Below are 25,784 nucleotides of genomic sequence, written 5' to 3'. Positions count from 1 at the left end.
ATAAAAAAGTTCCACTTATTTATATTAGGGGTAGTGCCACATACCCATCAAGCTAAGATTTTAAAGTACCCGTTAAATGGAAATTTTGTGTTTTTATAGCACCGAAGTTTATTTTTATCGTTTTTGGGGTAACTTATTTTCTTAAGTTGATGGACATGTGGCGTGACCCCAATATATAAATTTGGAACGATGTTAATTTTTCATATAGGATACCGTCATATTGATATAAAGGCGTTATCCTTTCCTATGATTTCACAGAAAGAATAACGCCTTTTTCTTTTTAGGGGGGATTTTGTCTTATTAGCTTGATAGTAATGTGGTTCTACCCCTTATAAAGGTTACATAAATCTTTCAAATAGCTCTAACTTGCACAATGCTTCCCGTTAATATAATACGCTGATTCTGTGAAAACCGTAAATACAACCTCTACTTCTGGAAGTCCAAAATCCATTACATATGTAGTAATGGCCTTGGCAAATCGATCACGAATTTCCTGTCCACGCTCGAACCATTTCACTTCAATAAGAGGAAACGCTTCTATTTCTTCTCCATTGAATACAAACGTAGAACTTGGTAGTTCCAACGTAAAATTATCCGTACCACACTCACAAATCTCTGCGAGCTCTTCTACTAATGGCTTGCTTATGTGTTTTAATTGTTCAGTAGTAATTCCACGAAACACAACATGCGGCATGTGAATCCCTCCGTTAGATAGCTTTATATTTGTTCACATCATAGCACAATTTATTTTGCTGCACTAGAATCAATTGATACATTTCAATGACATTCTTAAGAATGGGGTCCCGCCCGAAAATGAGGATTTATAACGTTAAGGTGCTTATATCACTCAAAATTAAAGATTTAACAACGATAAGAATTTTGAAACAAGTCATATGAGACATTCAAAAGCCTTATTCCACGTTATATAAACCTTGTCTCAATAGGCTTTACTCTATTGGAACGAACTAAAAAACATTGATACACAAGACTTTTTATCCTTAACGTTGTAAAAGTACAAAATTCTGACGCTACCCCATCACTATCAAGCTAAATTTTGTAGTACCTCCAGAACGAAATTTTGTGTTAACTTGTAACAAAAAGTGCATTTTTTCGTTTTGGGGTATTTGTTTGTCTTAGCTTAATTGTGATGTGGTGCTACCCCGACTATAGATAATAAGAACTTATGCGTTGGCGAGATGATACCAGCATACTTACCAATCTTGCCAAACGATCCAAATAAATATGAGCATGCATGTATAATTCCTAATGGTAAATTAGTTGGGTACACATATAAAAAATTAGATTTTACTTTGTTAACCGTATGAAAATCTATTTTTAAATAAACAAAAACCTGAGTATTAAGTGGGTATAATTCCGTCAATCTACACCACTCACAAAAAACAGAAGATGCCTTTTGTTAACAAAAGATAAATAACTTGAAAATTTTAATTCTTTTTACAAATAACTCACAAAATTAACATATTTTAAATTTATTGTTATATATGTTGATTATTTTATATGGATAGTTTTTTATAATTATTAAATCACAGGAGGTTTTTCAATGGATATGGATACTTACTATTGGGAAATGGTAAAAAAGAACATTGGTGTCTATTCAAAAGCAGAACAAGAATGTCTTAGGAATAAAAGAGTAATTATCTTTGGATTAGGGGGAGTAGGAGGTTATGAAGCCATCCTTTTTTCTAGAATGGGGGTTGGACATATTACAGGAATCGATCCAGATGAATTTGAAATATCTAATATAAACAGACAAATGTTAGCGCTTTCTAGTGTGGTAGGAAAACCAAAAGCAAAAGTTGCTGAACAAGTTGTAAAAGATATTTATCCTTATATCTCAACAAACTTTATACAAACAAAAGTAGATGAAGACAACGTGGTGGAATTAATGAAGGGTCATGATATTGTGGTAGAAGCAGTGGATGATATGCCTTCTAGGGTCATTATACATAGAACAGCTAGAGAATTAGGGATACCGAGTGTAGGTATGTCAGGGAGTCCTCCTACAAGAGGATTTGTTTCTACATTCTTTCCAACTGGGATTCCATATGAAGAGGCCTTGAATGTTTCTGTTGTAGGATCCATATTAACAGATTCAAAGTTAAGGCAGCAAATTGCTGATATTAAGAAAAAAAGAGCATGGTATTCGGTTGATAAGGGAGCGCCTGAAGAGTGGGCGAAAGATTTTTGTGAGGGAAAAGTAGGCTGGATTATTACTCCTATGCGAGCACATCTTTTATCGTTATTTAGCTTTCATGAAGCAATACAAGTGTTAACTGGTCGTGAACCTTTGGCTAGAGCACCAAAGGGCATTGTTATAGATGTAGATAGTCTCACTCCTGTCCAGATAAAAGACGCACCAGAAAACGGTTGGGATTATGCAACATTATAAGGGGGAAGCAAAATTGTTCACTGAAAATTTAAATACACAAAATATATATGAAGAAAGCTTTACACGAAATATTGGTGTAATTTCAATAGAAGAACAGAAAAAATTAAAGAATGCTCGTGTTACTGTAGTTGGTGCTGGGGGAGTAGGGGGGATTACGCTTATCCAGTTGGCACGAATGGGGATAGGGAATCTTCATGTGATTGATCAAGATGTTTTTGAGGCGAGTAATATTAATCGACAAATGCTTAGTTCTATAAGTAAGTTAGGGAAGCCAAAGGCACTTGTGGCTCTAGAAACCTTAAAAGACATTAATCCCCTACTACAGGTAAAAATAACACAAGAGTTTGTTACAGAAGATAACGCAAAAGATCTGTTAGCAAATACTGATATTATTGTAGATGCAACTGATAATTTGGTAGCAAGGGTTATTATTCACCGTATGGCTCAAGCTTTAGAGATTCCTTCTATTTGGATTGCTGTTACACCACCCTTTAGAGGTGGAGTCATGTCATTAACCCCTGAATCTGTACCTTATGAAATTGCGTTAGGATATCCATCTTATCAGCAAGAACTAACGCTTGAGATGCAAAACAAAATTCATGGTTTAAAAGATGGACGTGCTCTGTATTCTATTAAACATGGTGCAGATGAACAGTGGGCGAATAGCTATATAAATAAAGAGCAACCATGGGCCGTACTATCTCCTGTTGCAAACATTATAGGGATTCTAGCAAGCTTTGAAGCATTTAAGTTTATTGTAAATCGAGAAGATTTACAACCTGTTATCAGTCCAAACCTTATACAGATTAACCTTTCACATCCAAATATGGTACAGGTATGTGAACCTGAAAACGGCAGTTGGGATTATACAACTTTATAGAAGAGGTAAAATATATGGTTTCTTTTCTATTGTTAGGAATTATTTTTATACTTGCTTTGATTGTTAAGGATTATGCACTAGCTATTGCAGCAAGTTTATTAGGTGTGTTATTTGCTATGGGACAAAAAGCTATCTTGCATGCTATTCAGCAATATGCTTTTCCAATTGGGATTTTCTTTCTCATGTTATTTCTTTTAGTTCCCATTACTTCAGGGAAGATTTCGAGTGATAACATAATGAAGTTAATTACTTCTCCAATTGGGTGGGGATCGATTTTAGCGGGGTTTATAGTGTCGTTTATAGGAGGAAAAGGAGTAGGGGTACTACCGATGAATCCAACTATATTATTGGGTGTTTTAATAGGTACTTTGATGGCTGTATTGTTTACAAAGGGGTTACCGGCGGGGTTAATTATTGCAGCTGGAATAATAGCCATCATTTCTATGAAATGAAAGGGATTTTAAAAATGAAAAAGAATTGGAAATCTATAAGTTTAATGGGTATTTTTTTCGTTCTTTTACTGTCTAGCTGCTCAAATCATCAAGAAGTTTCAAAGGGGACAAAAACTTCTAAAATAATAAAAGAAGAATATAAAATTCCACTAGAAGACGAAACATTATTTTTACTTCATAAAAGTGTAAATACAAAAAAGCAATATACATCAGACGAAATCATTTTGTTTTTAGAACCATTTAGTGTTCCTACTGCAGCAGCTTTTGATGTATCAAAATATTCATGGATGGATGAGTATGCAAAAAAAGGATATGATACGTGGGCAATGGATTTTAGAGGATTTGGGCAATCTTCAAGGCCAAAAGAAATGTCAGAAGCGCCTAACTTAAATAAACCAGTCGTTCATTTAGATGATGCAACAAAAGATTTAGAAACGGTTGTGAATTGGATTAAAAGTAAAAGGAATGTAAAAAAAATTCATCTTGTTGGCTGGTCATATGGGGGAGTGGTAGCTGGAAATTATGCAATATCACATTTTGATGATATTAATACACTTGTTTTATATGGGTACATGCATGGGTTTACGCTTCCAATGATGACAGAGCCCTTTGACAATCGGTTACAGCAGGGGGAATTCAATCCTCATGCACCCTCTTATCAAACTGTAGACTTTGATAAAGGAATGCATCACTGGCATATGATGATGGGCGAGAAAAAAATTGTCACAAATGAAGCTATGGATTCTGTAAAAGACGTATTTCTTCACTCAGATCCAATTAGCGAGAAAAATAATGGCATCATTCGTCGACCGATGGGGCCTCTAGAAGATTTATATTCTATTTGGAATAACCGCCCTTTATATGATGCATCTCAGATTACTGCTCCTGTGCTGGTTATTTATGGAGAAGATGATTTATTTGCCGATAGAGATATGCTATCGAAATTAACTGGGACTAAGCAAAAAAAGGAAGTTGTGATTCCTAATGCAACACACTGGGCAGTATATGAAAAAAATCATGATGTTCTATTTAAAGAAGTATTGAATTTTATAGAAATGAAAGAAGGAAAAAAGGGATGAACAGAGATATAACAATCTTAGATGCTACTTTGCGAGAAGGGGAACAACAATGTGGTGTTCGTTTTTCAAAGAAAGATAAAATTACGCTGGTTCATATGCTTGAGGATTTTGGAATCCGGTTAATTGAAGTTGGACATCCTGGAATTTCTCGTGAAGAAGAAGCGGTTTGCCGAGAAGTTGCGGCTGCTGCAAAACAAGCTGATATTTTAATGCATGCTCGAGCGAAAAAAGAAGAAGTTCATGCTGCATATCGAGCAGGAGCTGATTGGGTAGGGATTTGGGCATCTATTAATCCGATTTCTTTACAAACCAAGTATACAAATCGATCAAAAGATTATGTGATGAATCAAGTGAAACAAGCGATTGAAGAAGCTCGTTACTTAGGCATGAAAATCCGATTCACAATTGAAGATGCTTCCAGAACTACTTGGGAAGATATTTCTTACCTTGGAAAAATCGCATATCAAGCGGGAGCAAATCGAATTAGTTTAGCTGATACGGTGGGAATTTGGGAACCTAATGAGTGTGCAACCATAGTCAAGAAAGCGGTTGAAACGTTCCCCTGTGAAATTGAAGTACACCTACATAATGATTTAGGACTAGCACTAGCGAATGCTCTTGCAGCTATTGATGCTGGGGCTTCTGTCATTGATGCAACTTTATGCGGGATTGGTGAACGGGCTGGGATTGTTGATTTACTAAATTTATCTGTTCTGTTATCACAAAAATATAATCAACACTTTCAATTAAAAATGATTCCAGAATTAACACAATCTCTTCAATTGGCTACAGGTTGTAAAGTCGATCATTGGAGACCTATTATTGGAAAAAATGTTTTTACACATACAGCACCTTATCACGTAAAAGCTGTGAATCATAATGTTTTAGCATATGAAGGAATTCAACCTGAAATGATAGGAAGAGTGAGGAAGATACAACAAAAACGGGTAGAACGAAAAGGCCCTCGCCTTTCAAAGAATTTACGCGTCAGTAAACCATTTGTAAAAGGGGCATCTGAACTTTTGTATCATAGGGATGGGCCAGGAGAACGATGGGTGCAGATGGATTATAGAACGGATGAGCGTGCTTCATTCTATGTAATACAACGTATATTCTGTAATCAGCATATGGACGAAAACTTGGAAGGTCATGTGGATTATCATGCACATCATTGTGATAGTGCTTTTGTGTTTTGGGGTAATAACATAGATGGTACAGGGCTTATATGTAAAGTGGAAATCGAGGGAGACGTGCAAACCATTGAGAGCCCTGCATCTGTTTTTATTCCATCAGGTTTCAAACATAAATACAAGTACCTTTCAGGTGTAGGTACATACACAAACATTGTACTAGCCCCAAATTACAATTCAAGCTTGTTGGGTAGCACCACATCACAATCTAGCTAGGAAAAGCAAATACCCCGAAACAAGAAAATTGGCATCTCCAGGAAAAAGCTTAATTTTTTGTTTTAGGGTGTTATACAATTCTTAAGGTGAAAAATTTAAGTAGCGTAGAAAGGTTTAATTTCTACGCTACTTCTAATTGATAATAAATTTAATATTTTTCTGAATTTTTTATATAAGATTTTATAGCTTGCAATAAGAATTCTTCCTGCCCCATACCAGCATCCGCGGCCATTTGAACTACTTTTTGCTTAAATTCATGATCTGCATGAAAAGTTAATGGTTCTACATCACTTTTAAAGTAAATTCCCTCTACATGTGGAAGTATCGTGCCGGATTTCATATGAGAATGTAAGTATTTTATCTCTTCTTGAAACTGCAATGGCTCTACTTGTAATACGAAAGGTTTAATTTCTAATCGGATAGTATCTGATGAAATATTCAATCGCATATTTGTGACACCAAGCTCTTTATAAAATAAGTTTATTAGATTATAAGTGATGGAATTAAATAGTTGGGGTTTTTTAAATAAGAAAGATAAATACCCTCGTTTCGTAATCACTGCTTGTTTTTGGAAAGGTTCAAAGGAATAATCATGTTCCTTATAAGTGGATAGAGGGAAAATTTCTTCGTCCTCTGTAAGAATCTTGCCGTCTGCTCCATTGATCTCTATTACTCTTGCTGTTTTTCCGGTATGTTGATGTGTTAATAATTGATACAAATATATATCTTCATCTTGAATCTTAGTAATGAATGTTTTTCGCTCTTTTGTTGTAGTTTTTTCATAATTAAGCTGGAAAGATTCAAGGTCTTCTTTATCAATGACATACACTTCTTTTCCACGCTTTTCTATCTTTGAAGCAGGTAATTTTCCAGATTTGATATATGTAAAGACAGTAGATGGTGCTACATTAAGAATTTCAGCTGCTTCTTTTGTACTAAGACCTTTAACCTCTTCTATATTTTTTAAGCGTTCAATATCCTCTAAATAGAAAATCTTACTACCGAATTGCTTCCAGTTATCCTTATATACACATTCTATTAATCCATCTTTTTCTTTCTTTAATATCGTCTGTACAGTTACTCCTAATAAGTCGGCTGCCTCTTTTGTCTTTACAGTAGGTTTTGTAATAAACAATAAATCTTGTGTCATGAAAGGACACCTCCATAACTATTGTTTGCTAATATTTTAGATATGTATATATCATATCAGAATCTGATTTATATTTAAAATAATAAATAGATTTTATTAAACATCATATACACTTTTATAGTTAATGAATATTTATAAATTATTTTATATTTTAATTGATTATTATCGCGGATTTTATTATATATTTGATATAAAAGTTATTTAATTTGCTATTAAATAATATATATTTACTAATAAATTATAAAAAAATATAGGTATAAGTAAATGGAGAAGAATATAGCATTCTTATAGAAAGAATATGAGTTATCATTTGTATAATTGATAGAAGTGAAATAAAATGATAAGTATAGTTAATAAAGAGAATTGTATTCATAATCTTTAATAGGAGAGGTGAATTTGAAATATGGATAATAAAAGTGGAAGTGAAAACTTACCTATTATAAATAATCAAAGTGAATATATAGATACATATTTAGAGAATATAAGTGATATCGTTCCTTTCCTGCATAACAATAGTTATGTAGATAAGGTAGAAGAGAAGATGGAGGTTGCAGAAAAAGAGGGAAAGAGTAAATATACGTATTTAAGTGATCTGGAAGTCATTTATCATTTCGTACATTTACAAAAAGATATGGATGAGAAGAAGAATAGAAAAGATGTTACGAAAAAGAGTTATGTATCTGAAATCTTATCATTTTGTCAGTGCATGGTGCAGCATGCAGAAGAGTTCGAATTAAATGGGGAAGAGGTACAGCAAAATGCCTCTTTACTGAAAACATTGCAACCATGGCATATTCGTAAATATAATTCTTGGTTGAAGCAAGTAGAGAACGGTAGGAATAGTGACACGTATGCAGTCGCAACACTTGCAAAGAAAACAGTACTTATTCGTTCTTTTTTAAAACACCTTCATGTATTTGCTTATATTGAAAAACCTCTTCATGAAGAACTGCAGCGTGCGAATGTAAATGAACAGGATCGACCAAATCGGGACCTATCGTATGATGAAGTTATGAAAATCCTAGGGTTTTATAAAGAAAGAGGGCATTTAGTAAACTATACAATTTTATTAGCCCTGGCAAGTACCGGTGCAAGAATTCAAGAATTGTGTACAACAAGAGTCAAAGATTTACACTATGACGGAAAGCACTGGTTAAAAGTAATGGGCAAAGGGGATAAAGTACGTGAACTTTTCATTTCGGAACATTTGTATCAGTGCATTTGTGAAATGAGACGAAGAAGAGGGTTCCAAACTGTATTGGATCAAGGAGATGAAGGTCCTTTATTTGTAAATCAAAGGGGGAACTTTTATAATTCAAAAACGTTATCGAGTCAGATAACAGATATGATAAAAAAGACAAATTTAGAGTTTCTGCAGTATCGTGAGAATCCAGTAACGGCGCATACATTCCGTCATGCTTTTGCAATCATGGCCGTTGAACAAGGAAATGCGGATCTATATCATTTAATGCAAACGTTGGGGCATGAAAATATCCAAACAACAAAAATCTATTTAGAGAAGCATATGAAACGGAAGAATAATGTGGGTACTTCCTTTGCGGATATGTTGCAATGAATAAAATAGAAGAAAATAGTTAACTCATGTATAAATATCATAATCAAGCAAATGTTATATACAAATATAATGGAGGTGCAACGATGAATATTCAAAGACACGAAAATAATGCAAATGAAGTTCATATTTCAGTTGCTGCAAGTGCTATTGAGCAAATGAAGTATGAAATTGCTCGCGAATTAGGAGTCACACTTGGACCTGATACATCATCGCGTGCAAATGGTTCTGTCGGTGGAGAAATTACAAAACGCTTAGTTCGAATGGCCGAGGAACAATTAACAGGAGAATATAAATTACACTAATTTAAAGAAGTAAAAAGAAAAAGAATCTATTTTAAAAATGGATTCTTTTTCTTTTTTTTACATAAACTTCAAAATAATGATTGTGAATCTAAAAAAACGACCTCTTAGATTTCTTTGTAAGCACTTTGAAAATTCACATCAATGCCATAGGTATCGATGTGAATTAAATCTTATATGAGTGGTTACAGGGTAGTTAAACAGTGTTTTTTTTTTTTTTTGTAATTTTAATTCCATAATACTTAAGCCAATATAATACAAATTTATTTATAAGTAATTTTTTGTTAAATAGTTAACCGTTTATAATTTTCCGACCATTCACGTGCAGAATTTGTCCTGATATGTAAGATGCATCTTCGGATGCCAAGAATACATAAGCAGGTGCCACTTCAAACGGTTGACTGGCTCGCTTCATAGGAACATGGTCTCCAAATGTGGCAAGCCATTCTGGAGGCAAGGAAGATGAAATTAATGGAGTCCAAATTGGTCCTGGGGCCCACACCATTAACTCGGATCCCTTGCGGTGCCAGTGACGATGACAGCGAACGTGTAAAGGAAACAATGGCTCCTTTAGATGCCGCGTAGTCAATTGCATCTTGATCTCCATGATAGGCACTAAGGGATGTTGTATTTATTATGGAGCTCCCTGAATTCATATATGGCAAAGCAGCTTTCGTCAAAATAAACTGAGAAAAAACATTTGTGTGAAAGGTACTTGTTCGTTGGTTAGAATCTACATCAAGTAGACTGTTCCTTATGTATAGTACACCGGCATTATTCACCAAAATGTCAATACGACCAAATTGGTGAATTGTCTGCATTACTGCTTGTTGGCAATGCTGCTCATACCCAATATCACCTGGAATGGTAATGCAACTACGGCCATACTTTTTAACATAGAACTCCGTTTCTTTTGCATCACTATGCTCATTTAGGTATAAGATTGCTATGTCTGCACCCTCTTTCGCGAAGGCTACAGCGACAGCCCTCCCAATTCCACTATCCCCACCAGTTATAAGCGCTACCTTATTTATAAGTTTACCGGCTGGTTTGTAATTGGGGTTATCAAATATAGGTCTAGGTATCATTAATGATTCAATGCCAGGTTTACTTTGTTGTTGAGGCGGGAAACCCATCACATTCACCCCTTTTGGAATTTTCCGATAATAAATGAAATTCTGATATAGGTTATGATTATCATCAGGAAAATATATCCTTACCAAAGAATTAAATAGAGGAAGTGAAGGGGGATTTACTCCATCAAGGTGTAATATCATTTCCTGTTATTTGTAAAAAGGTATTAATTTTTCCCTTTAGGGGTAGCACCCCATCGCTATCAAGCTAAGAAAAGCAAATACCCCAAAACGAAAAATAAGCTTTTTTATTACAAGTTAGCACAAAATCTCATTGTGGATAGTTTTATTTTTTTGCTTGATAGCAATGTGACGGTAGCCCTGTAAGAAGTTCCATTACGGCCTTTTCAAACTCCTCAACGGTAATAGAATAGGCTAAAGATCATCCGTTTTTTCACGGACTTCCCCATACAAAACTATCCATGACTTTAAAATAACGATGCTCTAAATGATGTTAGATTATAGCCAATTTTATAATAGAGCTCCAAGTTTATAAGTTTAGTGTTTACAAAAATATAGTTTAATTCGATTTTGAATTAAACTATATTTTTGACAATGCCCCGTTGAAAGTTTACCTATACCGATATAAGGGTTTTCAATTCTGAAAATTAAATCTATTATTAAGAGTGCAAAATTAAGTAAGAAGGATGTGGTTCTGTGTCGAAGAAAATCATTCTATCAGGCTGGGAGCTAATTATTCATCTATTGTTGTCGTTTGTCGGTATACTAGCGGTTGGCGGTTCTGGTGCAAAAAATTCAAAATATCTGGAAGTAATCTCCCAAACTTGGACATACTGATACTAGTACTCTAAAAAAGGATGTGATCAGTATGAAAAAGCAAAATCTATTCAAGTGGAAACATTATCAACCTGATATTATTTTATTAACTGTAAGATGGTACCTAAGGTACAATCTCAGTTTTCGTGATTTAGTCGAAATGATGGAAGAACGCGGGCTATTTATTGCTCATACAACCATCATGCGCTGGGTTCATCAATATGGCCCTGAATTAGATGAGCGATTAAGGTGTCATCTTAAGCCAACCAATGATTCTTGGCGAGTCGATGAGACGTATGTGAAAGTCAAAGGTCAATGGATGTACCTATATCGTTCCGTTGATTCAAAAGGAAATACGATTGATTTTTATTTAAGTAAAACAAGAGATCATAAGGCTGCAAAGCGCTTTTTCAAGAAAGCTTTGCGGTCTTTTCATGTTTCAAAGCCCCGTGTTATCACAGTAGGCAAGAACCCAGCCTATCCTATGGCAATTGAAGAGTTGAAGAAAGAGAAAAAGATGCCCGTAGGCATCCAAATAAGGCAGGTAAAATATCTTAATAACATTGTGGAACAAGACCACCGGTTTATTAAAAGACGGGTTCGTTCTATGTTAGGATTAAAGTCACTTAAAACAGCAATCTCTATATGGGGTACAGCCGAGATATACACGTATCTCGGCTATACCCCTATATTGAGTGGTGTTGAAGCCATGCATATAATTAAAAAAGAACAGATTGATTTATGAGATCAGTCTGTTCAAAACCAGAAAAAATTCATCCATCAATTGTTTGGACTAACAGCATAAAATACAATTCTGCTAGAAATATATGCGCTATATTCTCTTTTATTTTATCTTTGCACCAGAACCTTTATATCAATATAGAGGGGGTTGTGAAGATTTTTACTTAAACTAACGGGCAGGTTTGTTGAAGAAGGAATCTAATTTATTTACGTTGAATTAATTACAAATTGCATTTAACAGACCGAGGTGGTAACTGGTGTGCAAGAACAAATATGTAGGTAGTTGGTCAGAATCAAAGTTTATTGAGATTGACTTAGAGTTAAATAATGAAATTTAGTTGAATTATTGCTGGGTGTAGTAAATAGCAGTAACAAATTTGTAATTGTTGTGATAAATATTATATGAAATATATGGATGATTATAATTTTTATAACAGCAATATATATAAAGTTATTGAAGATATATCTGCCCAGTGGGATTTATATTTATCAAACATTTATTCATTAGAAGAACTTTAGCAGTTGGATTTTTCTAAAGTAAAATTTCCAATATTTAATGTAATATCAAAGGAGCGAGGAAGATAAAATGAATCAATCCTATTTTTATTTAAAACTAGAAACACATCAATTACATATGTCTTATAAAAATGAAAAACGTCGCGTGCGTATTTTATTGCCGAAAAATTATGATAAAAATGAGGCTAAAAATTATCCAGTTGTCTATATGCATGATGGACAAAATGTTTTCTACAGTAGTGAAGCTTATAGCGGGTATTCATGGAAAGTTATTCCAGCGATTATTCTAAACCCCGATTTACCGCAGATGATTGTTGTTGGGATAGATAACGCTGAACAAGATCGAATTAATGAATACACGCCTTGGAAAATTACTGAAAGCCTACTTCCTGAAGATAATGAACTAGGCGGAAGAGGCGTGGAGTTTGCTAAATTTGTCATGACAGTAGTGAAGCCGTTTATCGATAAGCATTACCGAACTAAATCGGATAAATATCATACAGCGATGATTGGCAGTTCACTTGGAGGAAATATTTCGGCTTTTATGGGTATTGAATATAAAGAGCAAATTGGTGGTTTAGGCATTTTTTCTTTAGCCAATTGGATTACAAGTAAATCCTTTGACAGTTATATTGCTAGAGAAGAGTTGGATCCTGAACAACGCGTGTACATTCAAGTTGGGACTCAGGAAGGCGATGATGCCGATCAACAATTGATGTATGGTAATATGAAGCAGGCATATATCGATTGCTCGCTTAAGTATTATAAACAACTGATAAAAGGCTCTGTTCCAATTGATAGCATGCGTTTAAATATTTTTGCGGATGAAGAACATGATGAAAAAGCTTGGGCAAAACACCTGCCAGAATGTTTACGTTTCTTAAGTGAGAAGTGGTCTTGAATGAACTGAATAATTATATTTGACTGAATTAGATCATGGGAGGAATCTATCACTTTTTTAAATGTTTTTGGAATATTACATCGTTTTTAAAATGAAGTAATTGCACTTCAGTTGTGAAAGTAATGAATTTTACGACATTGAGAAAGGAGCTTTTTTATGAATTATATTTTGATATCACCATATTATCCAGGTAATTTTCAGTCATTTGCTCATCGTTTAAAAGACGCAGGTGTCAATGTTTTAGGAATTGGCGAAGAGCCATATGACCAATTAGGTTCCGAATTACAAAACGCTTTAACAGAATATTATCGTGTGAATAATTTAGAAGATGTAGATGAAGTGAAACGTGCTGTTGCATTTTTATTTTATAAACATGGTCCAATTGAGCGCATTGAATCCAATAACGAATACTGGTTAGAACTTGATGCGCAGTTGCGTGAGCAATTTAACGTGTACGGCAATAAAACGAATGACTTGAAAAAAGTTAAATATAAATCTGAAATGAAGAAGCTGTTTAAAAAGGCAGATGTACATGTTGTAGATGGAAGAATCGTTAAAACTAAAAAGGAGTTATCTAAAGCCATTGATGAATTAGGACTTCCAGTTATCGCTAAACCGGATAATGGAGTTGGATCAGCTGCAACCTTTAAATTAAGTTCAGAAGCGGCTGTACGTCATTTTGAAGAAGAATGGGGAGAGGCACAAGTTTACTTCTTAGAACCATATGTCGAAGGAGGCGTACTTTGTACATTTGATGGTTTAGTGGATCAGAAAGGGAACATTGTTTTCCAAACAAGCTTTACATATAATGTGCCAACTCTGGAACTCGTTAAGGGTCAGTTGGATTTAGCTTATGTGATTCAAAAAGAAATTGATCCAAAGCTCGAAACTTATGGAAAGGCGATTGTGAAAGCTTTTGGCATGAAAGAACGCTTTTTCCATATTGAGTTTTTTAAATTGGAAGATGGGGATTATGTTGCACTTGAATATAATAACCGCTTGGCTGGCGGCTACACGATTGATATGTACAATTTCGCGTACTCCATTGATTTATTTGCTCAGTATGCTTCTCTTGTGACAGGAGGAGAATTTAAGGATTCCGATGCCGAAAACCAGTTTTGTGTCGGTGTAACACAGCGTGATGCGTATAAGTATAAACATGATACAAATGCTATTTATGAACGATTTGGAGACCGTGTGAAGTTTGAACAGCGCATGCCAGATGCGTTTGCGGAACTCCAAGGAAATCAATTTTATGCGATTAATGCAGATTCGCAGGAAGAAGTCGATGACATTATCAGTTTTGTACATGAACGAAAAAATTGCAGCATTGTAAACGTATAGGGATAGGAGATTTTTCTATGCATATAGAACATTTAAACCATTGGAGTGGCGAATTAGGACGTGAAATGCTGTTGAACAGATATGGACACAGCGGCATGCCAATCTTAGTTTTTCCTTCATCTGGAGGGACGCATTTTGAATACTATGATTTTGGAATAATTGATGTGTGTCATGACTTTATTGAATCCGGAAAAGTTCAGTTTTTTACATTGGCTAGTATAGATAGCGAAAGTTGGCTGCACGACTCAAAACCGGCGCATGACCGTGCATTAGCTCATGAAGCATATGACCGTTATGTGATTTCAGAAGTTATTCCATTTATTAAACATAAAACAGGTTGGTTTGATTCAATGATGACAACGGGGTGTAGTATGGGAGCATATCATGCGTTGAACTTTTTCTTGAGACATCCGGATGTCTTCCAAACAACCGTTGCACTTAGCGGTGTTTACGATGTACGTTTCTTTTTTGGGGATTACGGAAATGATCCTCTTGTATACGAAAATTCACCGAGTGATTACATATGGAATCAAAATGATGGCTGGTTTATTGATCGATATCGTTCAGCAGATATCATTATTTGTACCGGGCGGGGTGATTGGGAACAGGATGGGCTGCCTTCATACTTTACATTAAAAGAAGCCTTTGAAGAAAAACAAATTCCAGCATGGTTTGATGAGTGGGGCGAGGATGTTTCGCATGATTGGGCTTGGTGGCGATGCCAAATGCCGTATTATCTAGGAAAATTACTTTAATAAAATGTCAAAAAACATCAGGACGGTTGAGTCGCTGGTGTTTTTTACAGGGGATTTTTTGATTTTTAGGTAATAAATAATTGATGTCGTTCTCATTAACATAAGAAAATAGTAACGTGCTTTTAACTTCAAAAATACTCTAAATCCTTAAGTTGATGGATGTGGGGTAGCACCCCATCGCTATCAAGCTAAGCTTATGCAAAGTCAATTTTAGGCGAGATTGTTTCTTTTTTCTAAAGGGCAAGTGTAGGTAATTTAAAAATTTGCATACGAAATAAACCCTAATGGGTTTCACTTTTTTGAATTAAGCGGCTTGATTATCAGACATGGTACAATTGTAAACGACACCTAATATATCAAAGACCGTTTTTTTTTTCATATCGATGAGATTTCCGCCCGTTTTGCTGTAGGAGATTGAACAGGCGAAGTAACACCTTTGATAGCTCTTGGGTGTCTTTTTGAATAGTTTGGAATAGAAGAAGAAAATAGTCTTTAATCATATATATTGCTTTATACTCACTAAGCTCTCGTTTTTTCTTCATGAGGAGCAATTGGCGCATTTGAAGCATGATAGAAGAACAGAGTAGAATGGCAATCAATTGACCATATAAATGGCACTCCAATCGTTCTGGTTTTATCTTTTTACAATGATGGATTTGAAAGAATGACTTCCACGTTTTAAATAAAATTTCGATGTGCCAACGCAAAGAATACCAGTCATGTACTTGTCCCATCGGGACAATATCTGTAGGGGTGTTTGTCATATATACATTGATACCTCTGAGTCGTTTACTACGAGAAGAATACTTCATTCCTTCCTTTTTCTAGAGTGTACCCTAGTTAGAAAACTTTGCAATAGAACCCATACGATACTAGCTGTAATCATTAATGTATTCAACTTTGTACCAATCTTACTGTTTTTTAGAGCTGACATTAAACCACATTTTATTAAATCTTTATATTAAGTTATGAAACTTATAACGAAAAATAACAAATAACGACATGTTTTTTAGAAATGTTGTTATTTGTTGCTTATCCATCTTTTATTTGTTGTTTATTTGTCTATTGTTTGTTGATATTTGTTGTTTATTTGTTGTTTTTTGTCATGGAGAAATATGTAATTATGCATATCTAAATAAAGGGGATCGATATGCAGAGTGTGATTAAATTATATTAAACAAAGTTCAAATTATATTATCTATTTTTTATATAGTTAAAATAACTCCTTTTTAACTAAGTATATCAAGTTATAACTGATATAATTACTTGAATTATATTAAAAAATCATTTTATAAGTATAACATTTTCATTCACTTTAATACTCAATAGTCGAATTATTGAATATAATCGACAAAATTCTACTATTTACGTATTAAAAAATTGATGTTTTAATAAAGGTGCAATTGGTATGACCACTCGAGGGGGAAAAGATTGCAATAATAAATGTGCACTAAAGTTGCAAGTAACATTATGTCGATAATAATTATCATAATATTCGTTCATTTTCGAAAGGGTCTAGAATCTCAAAAGTATCACATTTGAAAAAAAGTGTTTTAAGTTTCTACATAGCAAAAATGATTTTATTCCGTAATAAAAGTATAAGCAATGTACAGTATAATTTCATCTTTTGTAATCTTGTAGGGCCTTGCCGACAAAACTAGGAGAGATATTATGAAATTATTATCAAAAAGGTTATGGCAGGTTTAGCTTTAGGAACAATGAGTTTATCTATCTGGGCTCCTGTAAGTCAAGCAGCAACTCCAGAGAAAAATCAATATTATACTATTCATTTGACAGCCAATTCAAATATAGGTGATGAATTTTTATTGTTTACTTGTAAAAAACATAATATTTAAATGAGGGAGAAGTAAGGTCCTTACATTCTATAAAAAGTAAATAATAACGAGGGTTTAACACTCTCTATCCGAAAGAATTCTCCTTCCTCAAGTATGTGCAAGAAAAGAGCCTAGCGTTAGGTCGTTCAAGAGGTATGTATAAGATTATAAACAGACAATAGTGAAGAGGTGTACGGAATGAAAAATAAAATAATTAAAGGTTTTTTAATAACATCAATAGTAACTGGGGCGACTATTCCTATCAATACTCTCGCAATGCCAATCGTTCAGGCAGAAACGCAACAAGAGAATACGGATATTTCCTCATCCTTACGAAAATTAGGTGCACAATCTAAATTAATCCAAACATATATTGATCAAGCTTTAATGAGTTCTAATGTACAGCTTGAGGAAGTCCCAGCTTTAAATACAAATCAATTCCTAATCAAGCAAGATATGAAGGAATGGTCATCAGAACTTTATCCGCATTTAATTCTATTAAATTCAAAAAATAAAGGGTTTGTAACTAAATTTAATAGCTATTATCCAACATTAAAAGCATTTGTAGACAATAAAGAAGATAAAGAAGGTTTTGTAGATAGACTTGAAGTTCTTCAAGAAATGGCTATGACGAACCAAGACAATGTACAACGTCAGATTAATGAATTAACAGATCTTAAATTACAGATTGATAAAAAACTTAAAGATTTCGATACTGATGTGACAAAAGCACAGGATGTACTTAGTTCAGATGGAACAGGGAAAATAGACCAGCTAAAAAATGAATTACTAAATACAAAAAAAGCAATTCAAAATGATTTACAACAAATAGCATTAGTACCAGGAGCTTTAAATGAACAAGGATTTGTTATTTTCAAAGAAGTCTATAGTCTTTCAAAAGAAATCATTGAACCGGCTGCACAAGCAGGGTTGGCAGCGTATAACAAAGGAAAAGAAATTAATAACTCTATTTTAGAAGCAGAGACAAAAGCGGCGCAAGAAGCGAAGGAAAAGGGTAAAACTGCTTTAGAGATTGAATCAGCGAAAAAAGCAGCTCGTGAAGCAATTGAGAAAAGCAAACAAGGTGAAATAGCTGCAGCTGCAGCCACAAAAACGCAAGAGTATGACCTGATGAAAGCCATTGACACTGAAAAAATTAAGAAAACATTTGGTGCCTTCGCTGAAATGAATAAACTAACAGCAGAACAGCGAGCACATTTAGATGATTTAGAGAAACAAAACCAAAATTTATATGATTTAACAACGAAACTATCAATAGCAGATTTACAAAAATCAATGCTTCTTCTTATGCAAAATGATTTGCATACGTTTGCAAATCAAGTAGATGTAGAACTTGATCTAATGAAACGCTATAAAGAAGATTTGAATCTAATAAAAAATAGTATTACAACTTTATCTACTAATGTTGATACTACTAACCAGGGGTCTCAAAAAGATACATTAAGAAGATTAAAAAACATGACAAGTTATCTTGAAGAACAGGTTTATAAATTTTAATATTAAGAATTTATAAAAACGTGAAGATTATAAGAATCTATCAAAAAATAGGGAGGAAAATAGATATGAATAAATTTCCATTTAAAGTGTTAACTTTAGCCACACTGGCAACGGTTATAACTTCTACTACCGGTAACACTATTCATGCATTTGCACAAGAACAGACCGCACAAGAACAGAAAATAGGGAATTATGTATTAGGGCCTGAAGGACTGAAGAAAGCATTGGCTGAAACAGGATCTCATATTCTTGTAATGGATTTGTACGCAAAAACAATGATTAAGCAACCGAATGTAAATTTATCCAATATTGATTTAGGTTCAGAAGGGGGAGAATTAATCAAAAATATTCACCTTAATCAGGAACTGTCTCGAATCAATGCGAATTATTGGCTAGATACAGCAAAACCGCAGATTCAAAAAACAGCACGTAATATTGTAAATTACGATGAACAATTTCAAAATTATTACGACACATTAGTAGATACTGTACAAAAGAAAGATAAGGCAGGCCTAAAAGAGGGCATAAATGATTTAATCACTACAATTAATACAAATTCAAAAGAAGTTACAGATGTAATTAAGATGTTACAAGACTTCAAAGGGAAACTATATCAAAATTCTACAGATTTTAAAAATAATGTTGGTGGCCCAGATGGTAAAGGTGGATTAACGGCAATATTAGCAGGTCAGCAGGCAACAATTCCACAACTTCAAGCTGAAATTGAGCAACTCCGTTCTACTCAGAAAAAACATTTTGATGATGTATTAGCATGGTCAATTGGCGGTGGATTGGGAGCAGCTATTTTAGTTATTGCAGCTATTGGAGGAGCGGTAGTAATTGTTGTGACTGGCGGTACAGCAACACCGGCTGTTATTGGTGGCCTTTCGGCTCTTGGTGCAGCTGGTATTGGTTTAGGAACAGCAGCTGGTGTCACGGCGTCTAATCATATGAACTCTTATAACGAAATTTCTAAAAAAATCGGAGAATTAAGTACGAAAGCTGATCTCGCTAGCCAAGCAGTTATTTCGATTACTAACGCGAAAGACACTTTGGCATATCTGTATCAGACAGTGGATCAAGCGATACTGTCTCTAACAAATATTCAAAAACAATGGAATACAATGGGGGCCAACTATACAGATTTACTTGATAATATCGACTCTATGCAAGAACATAAATTCTCTTTAATACCTGATGATTTAAAAGCTGCTAAACAAAGTTGGAATGATATTCATAAAGATGCAGAATTCATTTCGAAAGACATCGCTTTTAAACAAGAATAGAACTGAAAATTAAGACCTATATAGGAGGAATATGAAATGATGAAGAAAATCCCTTATAAACTACTCGCTGTATCGACGTTGTTAACTATTACAACCGCTAATGTAGTTTCACCAGTAGCAACTTTTGCAAGTGGAATTGAACAAACTAACAATGGAGATACGTCTCTTTCAGCAAATGAAACGAAGATGAAAGAAACTTTGCAAAAGGCTGGGTTATTTGCAAAATCTATGAATGCCTATTCTTATATGTTAATTAAAAATCCAGATGTGAACTTTGAAGGAATTACTATTAATGGATATGTAGATTTACCTGGTAGAATTGTACAAGATCAAAAGAATGCAAGAGCACATGCTCTTACATGGGATACACAAGTAAAAAAACAGCTGTTAGATACATTGACAGGCATTGTTGAATACGACACAACATTTGACAATTATTATGAAACAATGGTAGATGCTATAAATGCAGGGGATGGAGAAACTTTAAAAGAAGGAATTACAGATTTACAAGGTGAAATTCAACAAAACCAAAAGTCTGCACAACAGTTAATACAAGAATTAACTAAATTAAGAGAAGCTATTGGACAAGATGTTAGAGCATTTGGAAGTAATAAAGATCTCTTGCAATCGATTTTAAAAAACCAAGGAGCTGATGTTGAGGCCGATCAAAAACGTCTAGATGAAATTTTAGGATCAGTAAATTATTATAAACAATTAGAATCTGATGGATTTAATGTAATGAAGGGTGCCCTTTTTGGCCTACCGTTAATTGGTGGTCTAATAGTACTCGGAGCACAAGGTAATTTATCTAAGTTAGAGCCTACATTAGCAGAATTACGTCAGACCGTAGATTATAAAGTAACATTAAATCGTGTAGTTGGAGTTGCGTATATTAATATTAGTGAGATGCATAAGGCACTTGATGATGCTATTAATTCTCTTACTTATATGTCCACTCAGTGGCATGATTTAGATTCTCAATATTCGGGAGTACTTGGACATATTGAAACTGCATCTCAAAAAGCTGATCAAAATAAATTTAAATTCTTAAAACCTAACTTGAATGCAGCGAAAGACAGTTGGAAAACATTGCACACAGATGCGGTCACTTTAAAAGAAGGAATCAAAGAATTAAAAGTGGAGCCTGTTACTCCGCAAAAATAAGAAAATATTAGTTTTGTTGCAAAGTCACCTAAAACATATAGAATCTATGATTACGTTGTTAAATAGTAATGCGACAATTAATAAATCCTTATACATTAGAAAGGCGGAGTCTCATTAATGACTTCGCCTTTCACTTATATATAAGTTTCATCCAAAATAAAAAGATAACCTTGCAATTTTACTTGTTTTTTAAAAATTTGCAACAGAAGCGATTAATTGGGGACAGATTATATAGATTTGCTTGGTAATATCGACTCTATGAAACAATATAGATTCTCTTTAATACTTGATGATTTAAAGGCTGCTAAAGAAAGTGAGAATGATACTCATTAAAGATGTAGAACTCATTTCGAAAGAAATTGCTTTTAAAGAAGAATAGAACTTGAAATCAAACCCTATATAGGAGGAAAATGAAATGCTGAAAAAAATCCCTTACAAAATACTCGCTATATCAACGTTGTTAACTATTACAACTACTTATGTAGTCACACCAGTAGCAGCTTTTGCAAGTGAAATTGTACAAACTAACAATGGAAATATGTCTCTTTCAGCAAATGAAGAACAGATGAAAAAATCTTTGCAAGATGCTGTTTTATTTTTGAAATCTATGAATGAATATTCTTATTTGTTAATCAATAACCCTGATGTGAGTTTTGAAGGAATTACTATTAATGGCTATGAAGATTTACCTAGTAAAATTGTACAAGATCAAAAGAATGCAAGAGCACATGCAGTTACATGGAATACGCAAGTAAAAAAGCAGCTTTTAGATACATTGACAGGCATTATTGAATACGATAAAAAATTTAAAAATCATTATGAAACATTAGTAGAGGCGATCAATACTGGGAATGGAGATACTTTAAAAAAAGGGATTACAGATTTACGGGGGGAAATTCAACAAAATCAAAAATCTGCAAAAGCATTAATAGAAGAATTAACTAATTTAAATGAAAATATTGGACAAGATGTTAGAGCATTTGGAAGTAATAAAAATCTCTTGCAGTCTATTTTAAAAAGCCAAGGAGCTGCGGTTGAGGATGATCAAAAGCGACTAGAGGACCTTTTAGGGCAAGTAAACTATCAGAAAGACATAGAATCTAAGGGATTGGACATGGTGAAAATCCCCTTTCTGCCCACATTGATTGCTGGTGGTATAATGATAGGTGATGCAAGAGGTAAGTTAGGCTGGCTAGAGCCGGAATTAGCAAAATTACGTCAGAATGTAGATTATAAAATAACATTAAATCGTGTGGTTGGAGTTGCGTTTCATAATATTAGTGATATGCATAGTGCGATTGATAATGCTATTACTGCTCTTACTTATATGTCCACGCAATGGGATGATTTAGACTCTCAATATACTGGCGTACTGGGACATATTGATAAAGCTGATCAAAAAGCTGATCAAAATAGATATAAATTCTTAATCCCTAACTTGAATGCAGCGAAAGACAGTTGGAAAACATTAAGAACTGATGTTGTCACATTACAAGAAGGGATAAAAATTGCAGAGAAAAAAGAACAGGATTTTATAAATCAGCTTCGTCCATCAAACGTTTTCTACTTTTATAAAAAAATTCATAACGCATATACATTTGAAATAAAGACTGGAACAAATGCACCAAATGCGTCTTATAAAGTTATGAATTTAACTAAAAACACTGTTCATAATATGTGGAGTGGAGGACCAAATACAAATATGTGGGCTGACTGGCTTTCATTCAATCCAAAAGATGAATTTGCTGTGGTAGCAGTAGTAGATGGGAAAGAATATGTTGTATATAAAGACAAAATAGAAAATACAATGAACTAAACCCAAAAAGTTAGACAGAAAAATTATGCAGCAATTGGAGATGATACACTAAACTAGGCACTAAGTTAAGTGGAAACTTTGCTTCAGAGCGTTCTGTTGCAAAGTTTTTTAATAGATAAAAAGTTGGTATGATTGCAGATGGATTTTATGCAATCTTTAGTAATTGTTGTAATTCATTATACGTCAAAAAAACGAAGTTTGGTTGTTGCAAACTTCGTTTTCGTTTATATCTTTCTATTGTTTTAAAAATTCTCCCATTATTTCCATTATGTCCTCTGCATCGCTTACTTTATCTTTTGAAAAGCGCCATTGGTCTTTTCCGTATCGCTCCATCTCAACCTTTATTACTTTTTCTTTATCTGAAACTTTTGCTTCTGGCAATATGGATATAAGGTAATCAAACGATTGACTAAATAATTTTGACTGTTCGATTCCTGGATTTTCACTTAGTAATCTTTCATTTTCCTTATTTAATTTTGGCTGCAATTCACTTAATAATAAGGGTTTCACTTTTAATTCTACTTCAACTTTATCTTCCTCAGGTGAAGAACCTACTGATTTTACTTTAAATGTAACTTTTTCCTGTAGTACAGATTTCAACTTTTTATAATAACTTTCAAATTCTTGGTCACTAATTTCATTATATGTACTGGACGTTGCATCTTTTTTAAATTCCTTTAGTATATTCTCAGTAAATTGCTTGCCATCTTCGCCGGATAACTTATTAATCTTGTCTATATCTTTATCATAATAAATAGCATTTATATAGGCTTTTAGAGCTTCAGCTGGTTTATTTAAGTCTTTTGTATTTTTTTCTATTTCTTTCGTATCAATTTTGAAAGAAACTGTTTCTATTTTCTCGTCTCTTTTTTTTGTTTCCTCATTGGAATAAACAAGCTCATATGATGAGGCTTTATTCACTTCGTAGTATAGGGTCCCCGATACTTTTTTACCAGGTTCTAATTCTATTAAGCGTAATTTATCTGAATCGGCCTTATCATATTTCTTCATTTTTTCATCACCTTGATATAGTGTAAAGAGATAGGGTGATATCTCTAACATTTCATCCCCTTTATTTTTCACACTCACTTTGAATTTTAATACTTTATCTTTACTTATTCCTCCCGTTAACCCACTTAATGGTAATACGTATTCAACATTTTCTACTTCAATTTCCACATTCTTCGAAGACGACGATGCCTTTCCATTTTTTACAGCTGTGGAACTTTGTGAAGAACTACAACCAGTCACAATAGTTAATGTGAATATAAACAAAAAACAAAGCATAAAAAACTTTCTAAGTTTCAATTAAAACCCCTCCACTCCCTTATTCGAAAACATTTACTATTTTACCATAAATTCCTACTTGTTATTTCTAAAACCATATAACTTTAAATAAAAAAATCCATATAATATTCCCTTTCATTTTGGGAGACCAAGAGCATATACACCCATGCATAGAAGCAGGCGGAATGAAACGAAAACGCAAGTGCCACGGGCACCATTTCTTATCTTTGTTCGTCGTTTTTGAAGTTGTTTTTTTGTTAATCGATTAAAAATAACGCGCGCAAACAGTTGTTGCTTATCACCAATATAAGCGTGTTTTAATTCAAATGTTTCTCCTGGCTGTAGTTGTTTCAAAATCTGTTTCACATCGATTTGTATGTATTCCGATTGCTTCTTAATTGCACCATTTTTAAAGTATTCTGGGTTTGGATTTTTCATATATACATTCGTATTTAATTTTAAACAAGAAATATAGTATGTACCTCGTTGATCCATCGGATCTAAGTCTTCCAATGAAAAATAACCCAAATCACGAATACATAAATCTCCTGGTCGTAAGGTGTCTAAGCATTCCGTACCAAATGTTTTGTCATTATTTTTTCCTGGCCCGACTTGAAAGTTAAGAAATTCTCCACTGTGCAGATCATATTCTAATTGAATTTTGATTCTGGCTGTTTGGGCGCATCCCCCAGAGCCTGGCTATACATTCTCTAAAGCATTGGGCACTTGAAATACGGTGGCATCTAGAATACGAATTCGTTGGAAATAAGAGAAGAGATGGTTAGAAATTTGTGTTTGTTCACATACTTTTTGTTGTATCAGTAAATTAAAAATATGTTTTAAAAACAAAACTGCTTTAGCATTTAAACGTTTATTTAAGCCCTCAGGGCTGATTAAAGTACCAGTAGCTGCATGAAGCCTACTGCATAATCGGACTAAGGGATCACTTGCCACTCGCTGACTGATCTAAATACAAATAGTAGCTAAGTTTGATCCTGAAAACTTACGTTTTCGCTTTATAAATCCTATTTATCTTGCGAGTACTTCTAAAAATACAGGTGTAGCATATCGTTGTAATTCTTCCGCAAATGGCTGTAGTTCATCTTGAATTGAGAGATTTATAAAAAATATTATCCTTTCCTATTTAGCTTGTTTAGAAAGAATAACGTTCTTTTACACTTGAGGGTAGTTAGAATTCTTAAGTTGATGGGCATGTATGGTGACCCCTCTTACTTAATTAAACGGCTCACTCATTCGTGCAGCATCTACTATTCGCTTTTGTTCATCTTTTGTTAGAGCTACTGTGGGTGAAGTTGCGATGCCATCCATATCCCTAAAGCTACAAGCAAATGATATTTCTACCCATCCCTATAGAACGTAGCCCTTATTACGTGCATGACTTTATCGCCTTTCTTATACTTTCGTATTACCCTTGGTTTTGAACTGTTTTTCATTTACG

20 protein-coding genes and 4 pseudogenes are annotated in these 25,784 nt (G+C 33.9%); 16 read left to right on the top strand and 8 right to left on the bottom strand.

The annotated features are described in order from the left end of the window. Positions 1-361 precede the first annotated feature (361 nt). A complete protein-coding gene (locus QCI75_RS28200) occupies positions 362-694 on the bottom strand; it encodes a DUF1904 family protein (RefSeq protein WP_001120954.1) in 333 nt (110 codons plus the stop codon). Positions 695-1,138: 444 nt separating this feature from the next. Then, a complete protein-coding gene (locus QCI75_RS28195; RefSeq protein WP_353761826.1) occupies positions 1,139-1,381 on the bottom strand; it encodes a hypothetical protein in 243 nt (80 codons plus the stop codon). A 180-nt stretch (positions 1,382-1,561) separates the two neighbouring features. Here QCI75_RS28195 and QCI75_RS28190 point away from each other — a divergent pair, with 180 nt between their 5' ends. The 5 genes from QCI75_RS28190 to QCI75_RS28170 are packed head-to-tail and all read left to right on the top strand — an operon-like array spanning position 1,562 to position 6,227. Next, positions 1,562-2,410, top strand: coding sequence for a HesA/MoeB/ThiF family protein (locus QCI75_RS28190; protein WP_098448395.1), 849 nt, complete (start codon positions 1,562-1,564; stop codon positions 2,408-2,410). Positions 2,411-2,423: 13 nt separating this feature from the next. Further along, the gene (locus tag QCI75_RS28185) at positions 2,424-3,290 is read left to right on the top strand and encodes a HesA/MoeB/ThiF family protein (RefSeq protein ID WP_353761824.1); all 867 of its coding nucleotides are present in this window, start codon (positions 2,424-2,426) and stop codon (positions 3,288-3,290) included. A 14-nt stretch (positions 3,291-3,304) separates the two neighbouring features. Beyond that, the gene (locus QCI75_RS28180; protein WP_098882594.1) at positions 3,305-3,742 is read left to right on the top strand and encodes a DUF441 family protein; all 438 of its coding nucleotides are present in this window, start codon (positions 3,305-3,307) and stop codon (positions 3,740-3,742) included. A gap of 14 nt (positions 3,743-3,756) precedes the next feature. After that, the gene (locus QCI75_RS28175) at positions 3,757-4,821 is read left to right on the top strand and encodes an alpha/beta hydrolase (protein ID WP_353761822.1); all 1,065 of its coding nucleotides are present in this window, start codon (positions 3,757-3,759) and stop codon (positions 4,819-4,821) included. Then, positions 4,818-6,227, top strand: coding sequence for a homocitrate synthase/isopropylmalate synthase family protein (locus tag QCI75_RS28170; RefSeq protein ID WP_353761821.1), 1,410 nt, complete (start codon positions 4,818-4,820; stop codon positions 6,225-6,227). Before QCI75_RS28175 ends, QCI75_RS28170 begins: the two co-directional genes overlap by 4 nt. A gap of 148 nt (positions 6,228-6,375) precedes the next feature. Here the strand turns inward: QCI75_RS28170 and QCI75_RS28165 are convergent, their stop codons facing one another. Next, the gene (locus QCI75_RS28165) at positions 6,376-7,377 is read right to left on the bottom strand and encodes a helix-turn-helix domain-containing protein (protein ID WP_353761819.1); all 1,002 of its coding nucleotides are present in this window, start codon (positions 7,375-7,377) and stop codon (positions 6,376-6,378) included. 403 nt (positions 7,378-7,780) lie between these two features. Between QCI75_RS28165 and QCI75_RS28160 the strand changes: the two genes are divergently transcribed. Together QCI75_RS28160 and QCI75_RS28155 are read left to right on the top strand one after the other, a co-directional pair. Beyond that, entirely contained in the window at positions 7,781-8,953 is a 1,173-nt protein-coding gene (locus tag QCI75_RS28160; RefSeq protein WP_353761818.1) for a tyrosine-type recombinase/integrase, read from the top strand. An 83-nt stretch (positions 8,954-9,036) separates the two neighbouring features. Further along, positions 9,037-9,255: an alpha/beta-type small acid-soluble spore protein gene (locus QCI75_RS28155; protein ID WP_353761817.1), complete on the top strand. Its 219-nt coding sequence runs from the start codon at positions 9,037-9,039 to the stop codon at positions 9,253-9,255. A 289-nt stretch (positions 9,256-9,544) separates the two neighbouring features. Here QCI75_RS28155 and QCI75_RS28150 read toward each other — a convergent pair. Further along, positions 9,545-10,388: pseudogene (locus tag QCI75_RS28150) on the bottom strand (SDR family oxidoreductase). 826 nt (positions 10,389-11,214) lie between these two features. Here QCI75_RS28150 and QCI75_RS28145 point away from each other — a divergent pair. The 4 genes from QCI75_RS28145 to QCI75_RS28130 all read left to right on the top strand — a co-directional run bounded on the left by QCI75_RS28145 (position 11,215) and on the right by QCI75_RS28130 (position 15,419). Beyond that, complete coding sequence (locus tag QCI75_RS28145) at positions 11,215-11,907, top strand: IS6 family transposase (protein WP_353761816.1); 693 nt, start codon at positions 11,215-11,217, stop codon at positions 11,905-11,907. A gap of 582 nt (positions 11,908-12,489) precedes the next feature. Beyond that, positions 12,490-13,320 (top strand): alpha/beta hydrolase, encoded by an 831-nt coding sequence (locus QCI75_RS28140; protein ID WP_353761815.1) that lies wholly within the window; start codon positions 12,490-12,492, stop codon positions 13,318-13,320. A 156-nt stretch (positions 13,321-13,476) separates the two neighbouring features. After that, entirely contained in the window at positions 13,477-14,664 is a 1,188-nt protein-coding gene (locus QCI75_RS28135) for an ATP-grasp domain-containing protein (protein WP_002120811.1), read from the top strand. Positions 14,665-14,681: 17 nt separating this feature from the next. Beyond that, positions 14,682-15,419, top strand: a complete 738-nt coding sequence (locus QCI75_RS28130; protein WP_002120809.1) for an esterase family protein — start codon at positions 14,682-14,684, stop codon at positions 15,417-15,419. Positions 15,420-15,723: 304 nt separating this feature from the next. On the opposite strand, the pseudogene QCI75_RS28125 reads toward QCI75_RS28130, so the two are convergent. Further along, positions 15,724-16,243, bottom strand: a pseudogene (locus QCI75_RS28125) (transposase); the annotation flags it as partial. A gap of 870 nt (positions 16,244-17,113) precedes the next feature. Between QCI75_RS28125 and QCI75_RS28120 the strand changes: the two are divergent. The 5 genes from QCI75_RS28120 (at position 17,114) to hblB (ending at position 23,038) form a co-directional block, all read left to right on the top strand. Then, entirely contained in the window at positions 17,114-17,275 is a 162-nt protein-coding gene (locus QCI75_RS28120; RefSeq protein ID WP_353761978.1) for a hypothetical protein, read from the top strand. A gap of 177 nt (positions 17,276-17,452) precedes the next feature. Then, a complete protein-coding gene (gene hblC, locus QCI75_RS28115) occupies positions 17,453-18,772 on the top strand; it encodes a hemolysin BL lytic component L2 (RefSeq protein WP_353761813.1) in 1,320 nt (439 codons plus the stop codon). 65 nt (positions 18,773-18,837) lie between these two features. Then, positions 18,838-20,058, top strand: a complete 1,221-nt coding sequence (gene hblD / locus QCI75_RS28110) for a hemolytic enterotoxin HBL lytic component L1 (protein WP_353761811.1) — start codon at positions 18,838-18,840, stop codon at positions 20,056-20,058. A gap of 36 nt (positions 20,059-20,094) precedes the next feature. Further along, a complete protein-coding gene (gene hblA / locus QCI75_RS28105; protein WP_353761810.1) occupies positions 20,095-21,222 on the top strand; it encodes a hemolysin BL binding component B in 1,128 nt (375 codons plus the stop codon). Between the two features lie 415 nt (positions 21,223-21,637). Then, positions 21,638-23,038: a hemolysin BL regulatory component HblB gene (hblB, locus tag QCI75_RS28100; RefSeq protein ID WP_353761809.1), complete on the top strand. Its 1,401-nt coding sequence runs from the start codon at positions 21,638-21,640 to the stop codon at positions 23,036-23,038. 145 nt (positions 23,039-23,183) lie between these two features. On the opposite strand, the pseudogene QCI75_RS30630 reads toward hblB, so the two are convergent. The 3 genes and pseudogenes from QCI75_RS30630 to QCI75_RS28090 form a co-directional block, all read right to left on the bottom strand. Next, positions 23,184-23,267: pseudogene (locus tag QCI75_RS30630) on the bottom strand (IS6 family transposase); the annotation flags it as partial. Positions 23,268-23,272: 5 nt separating this feature from the next. Further along, a complete protein-coding gene (locus QCI75_RS28095) occupies positions 23,273-24,346 on the bottom strand; it encodes a DUF5105 domain-containing protein (RefSeq protein WP_353761808.1) in 1,074 nt (357 codons plus the stop codon). Between the two features lie 203 nt (positions 24,347-24,549). Then, a pseudogene (locus QCI75_RS28090) lies at positions 24,550-25,447 on the bottom strand (IS4 family transposase); the annotation flags it as partial. Positions 25,448-25,784 lie beyond the last annotated feature (337 nt).

Origin of the sequence: Bacillus cereus group sp. RP43 (assembly GCF_040459645.1) — a bacterium.
In the GTDB taxonomy this organism is placed as follows: domain Bacteria; phylum Bacillota; class Bacilli; order Bacillales; family Bacillaceae_G; genus Bacillus_A; species Bacillus_A mycoides_C.
This window is presented reverse-complemented; position numbering and strand designations above follow the sequence as displayed.

Coding starts and splice junctions, on each gene's coding strand:
- QCI75_RS28200 (WP_001120954.1), bottom strand. CDS start 694: ATGCCGCATGTTGTGTTTCGTGGAATTACTACTGAACAATTAAAACAC.
- QCI75_RS28190 (WP_098448395.1), top strand. CDS start 1,562: ATGGATATGGATACTTACTATTGGGAAATGGTAAAAAAGAACATTGGT.
- QCI75_RS28180 (WP_098882594.1), top strand. CDS start 3,305: ATGGTTTCTTTTCTATTGTTAGGAATTATTTTTATACTTGCTTTGATT.
- QCI75_RS28175 (WP_353761822.1), top strand. CDS start 3,757: ATGAAAAAGAATTGGAAATCTATAAGTTTAATGGGTATTTTTTTCGTT.
- QCI75_RS28170 (WP_353761821.1), top strand. CDS start 4,818: ATGAACAGAGATATAACAATCTTAGATGCTACTTTGCGAGAAGGGGAA.
- QCI75_RS28165 (WP_353761819.1), bottom strand. CDS start 7,377: ATGACACAAGATTTATTGTTTATTACAAAACCTACTGTAAAGACAAAA.
- QCI75_RS28160 (WP_353761818.1), top strand. CDS start 7,781: ATGGATAATAAAAGTGGAAGTGAAAACTTACCTATTATAAATAATCAA.
- QCI75_RS28155 (WP_353761817.1), top strand. CDS start 9,037: ATGAATATTCAAAGACACGAAAATAATGCAAATGAAGTTCATATTTCA.
- QCI75_RS28145 (WP_353761816.1), top strand. CDS start 11,215: ATGAAAAAGCAAAATCTATTCAAGTGGAAACATTATCAACCTGATATT.
- QCI75_RS28140 (WP_353761815.1), top strand. CDS start 12,490: ATGAATCAATCCTATTTTTATTTAAAACTAGAAACACATCAATTACAT.
- QCI75_RS28135 (WP_002120811.1), top strand. CDS start 13,477: ATGAATTATATTTTGATATCACCATATTATCCAGGTAATTTTCAGTCA.
- QCI75_RS28130 (WP_002120809.1), top strand. CDS start 14,682: ATGCATATAGAACATTTAAACCATTGGAGTGGCGAATTAGGACGTGAA.
- QCI75_RS28120 (WP_353761978.1), top strand. CDS start 17,114: ATGGCAGGTTTAGCTTTAGGAACAATGAGTTTATCTATCTGGGCTCCT.
- hblC (WP_353761813.1), top strand. CDS start 17,453: ATGAAAAATAAAATAATTAAAGGTTTTTTAATAACATCAATAGTAACT.
- hblD (WP_353761811.1), top strand. CDS start 18,838: ATGAATAAATTTCCATTTAAAGTGTTAACTTTAGCCACACTGGCAACG.
- hblA (WP_353761810.1), top strand. CDS start 20,095: ATGATGAAGAAAATCCCTTATAAACTACTCGCTGTATCGACGTTGTTA.
- hblB (WP_353761809.1), top strand. CDS start 21,638: ATGCTGAAAAAAATCCCTTACAAAATACTCGCTATATCAACGTTGTTA.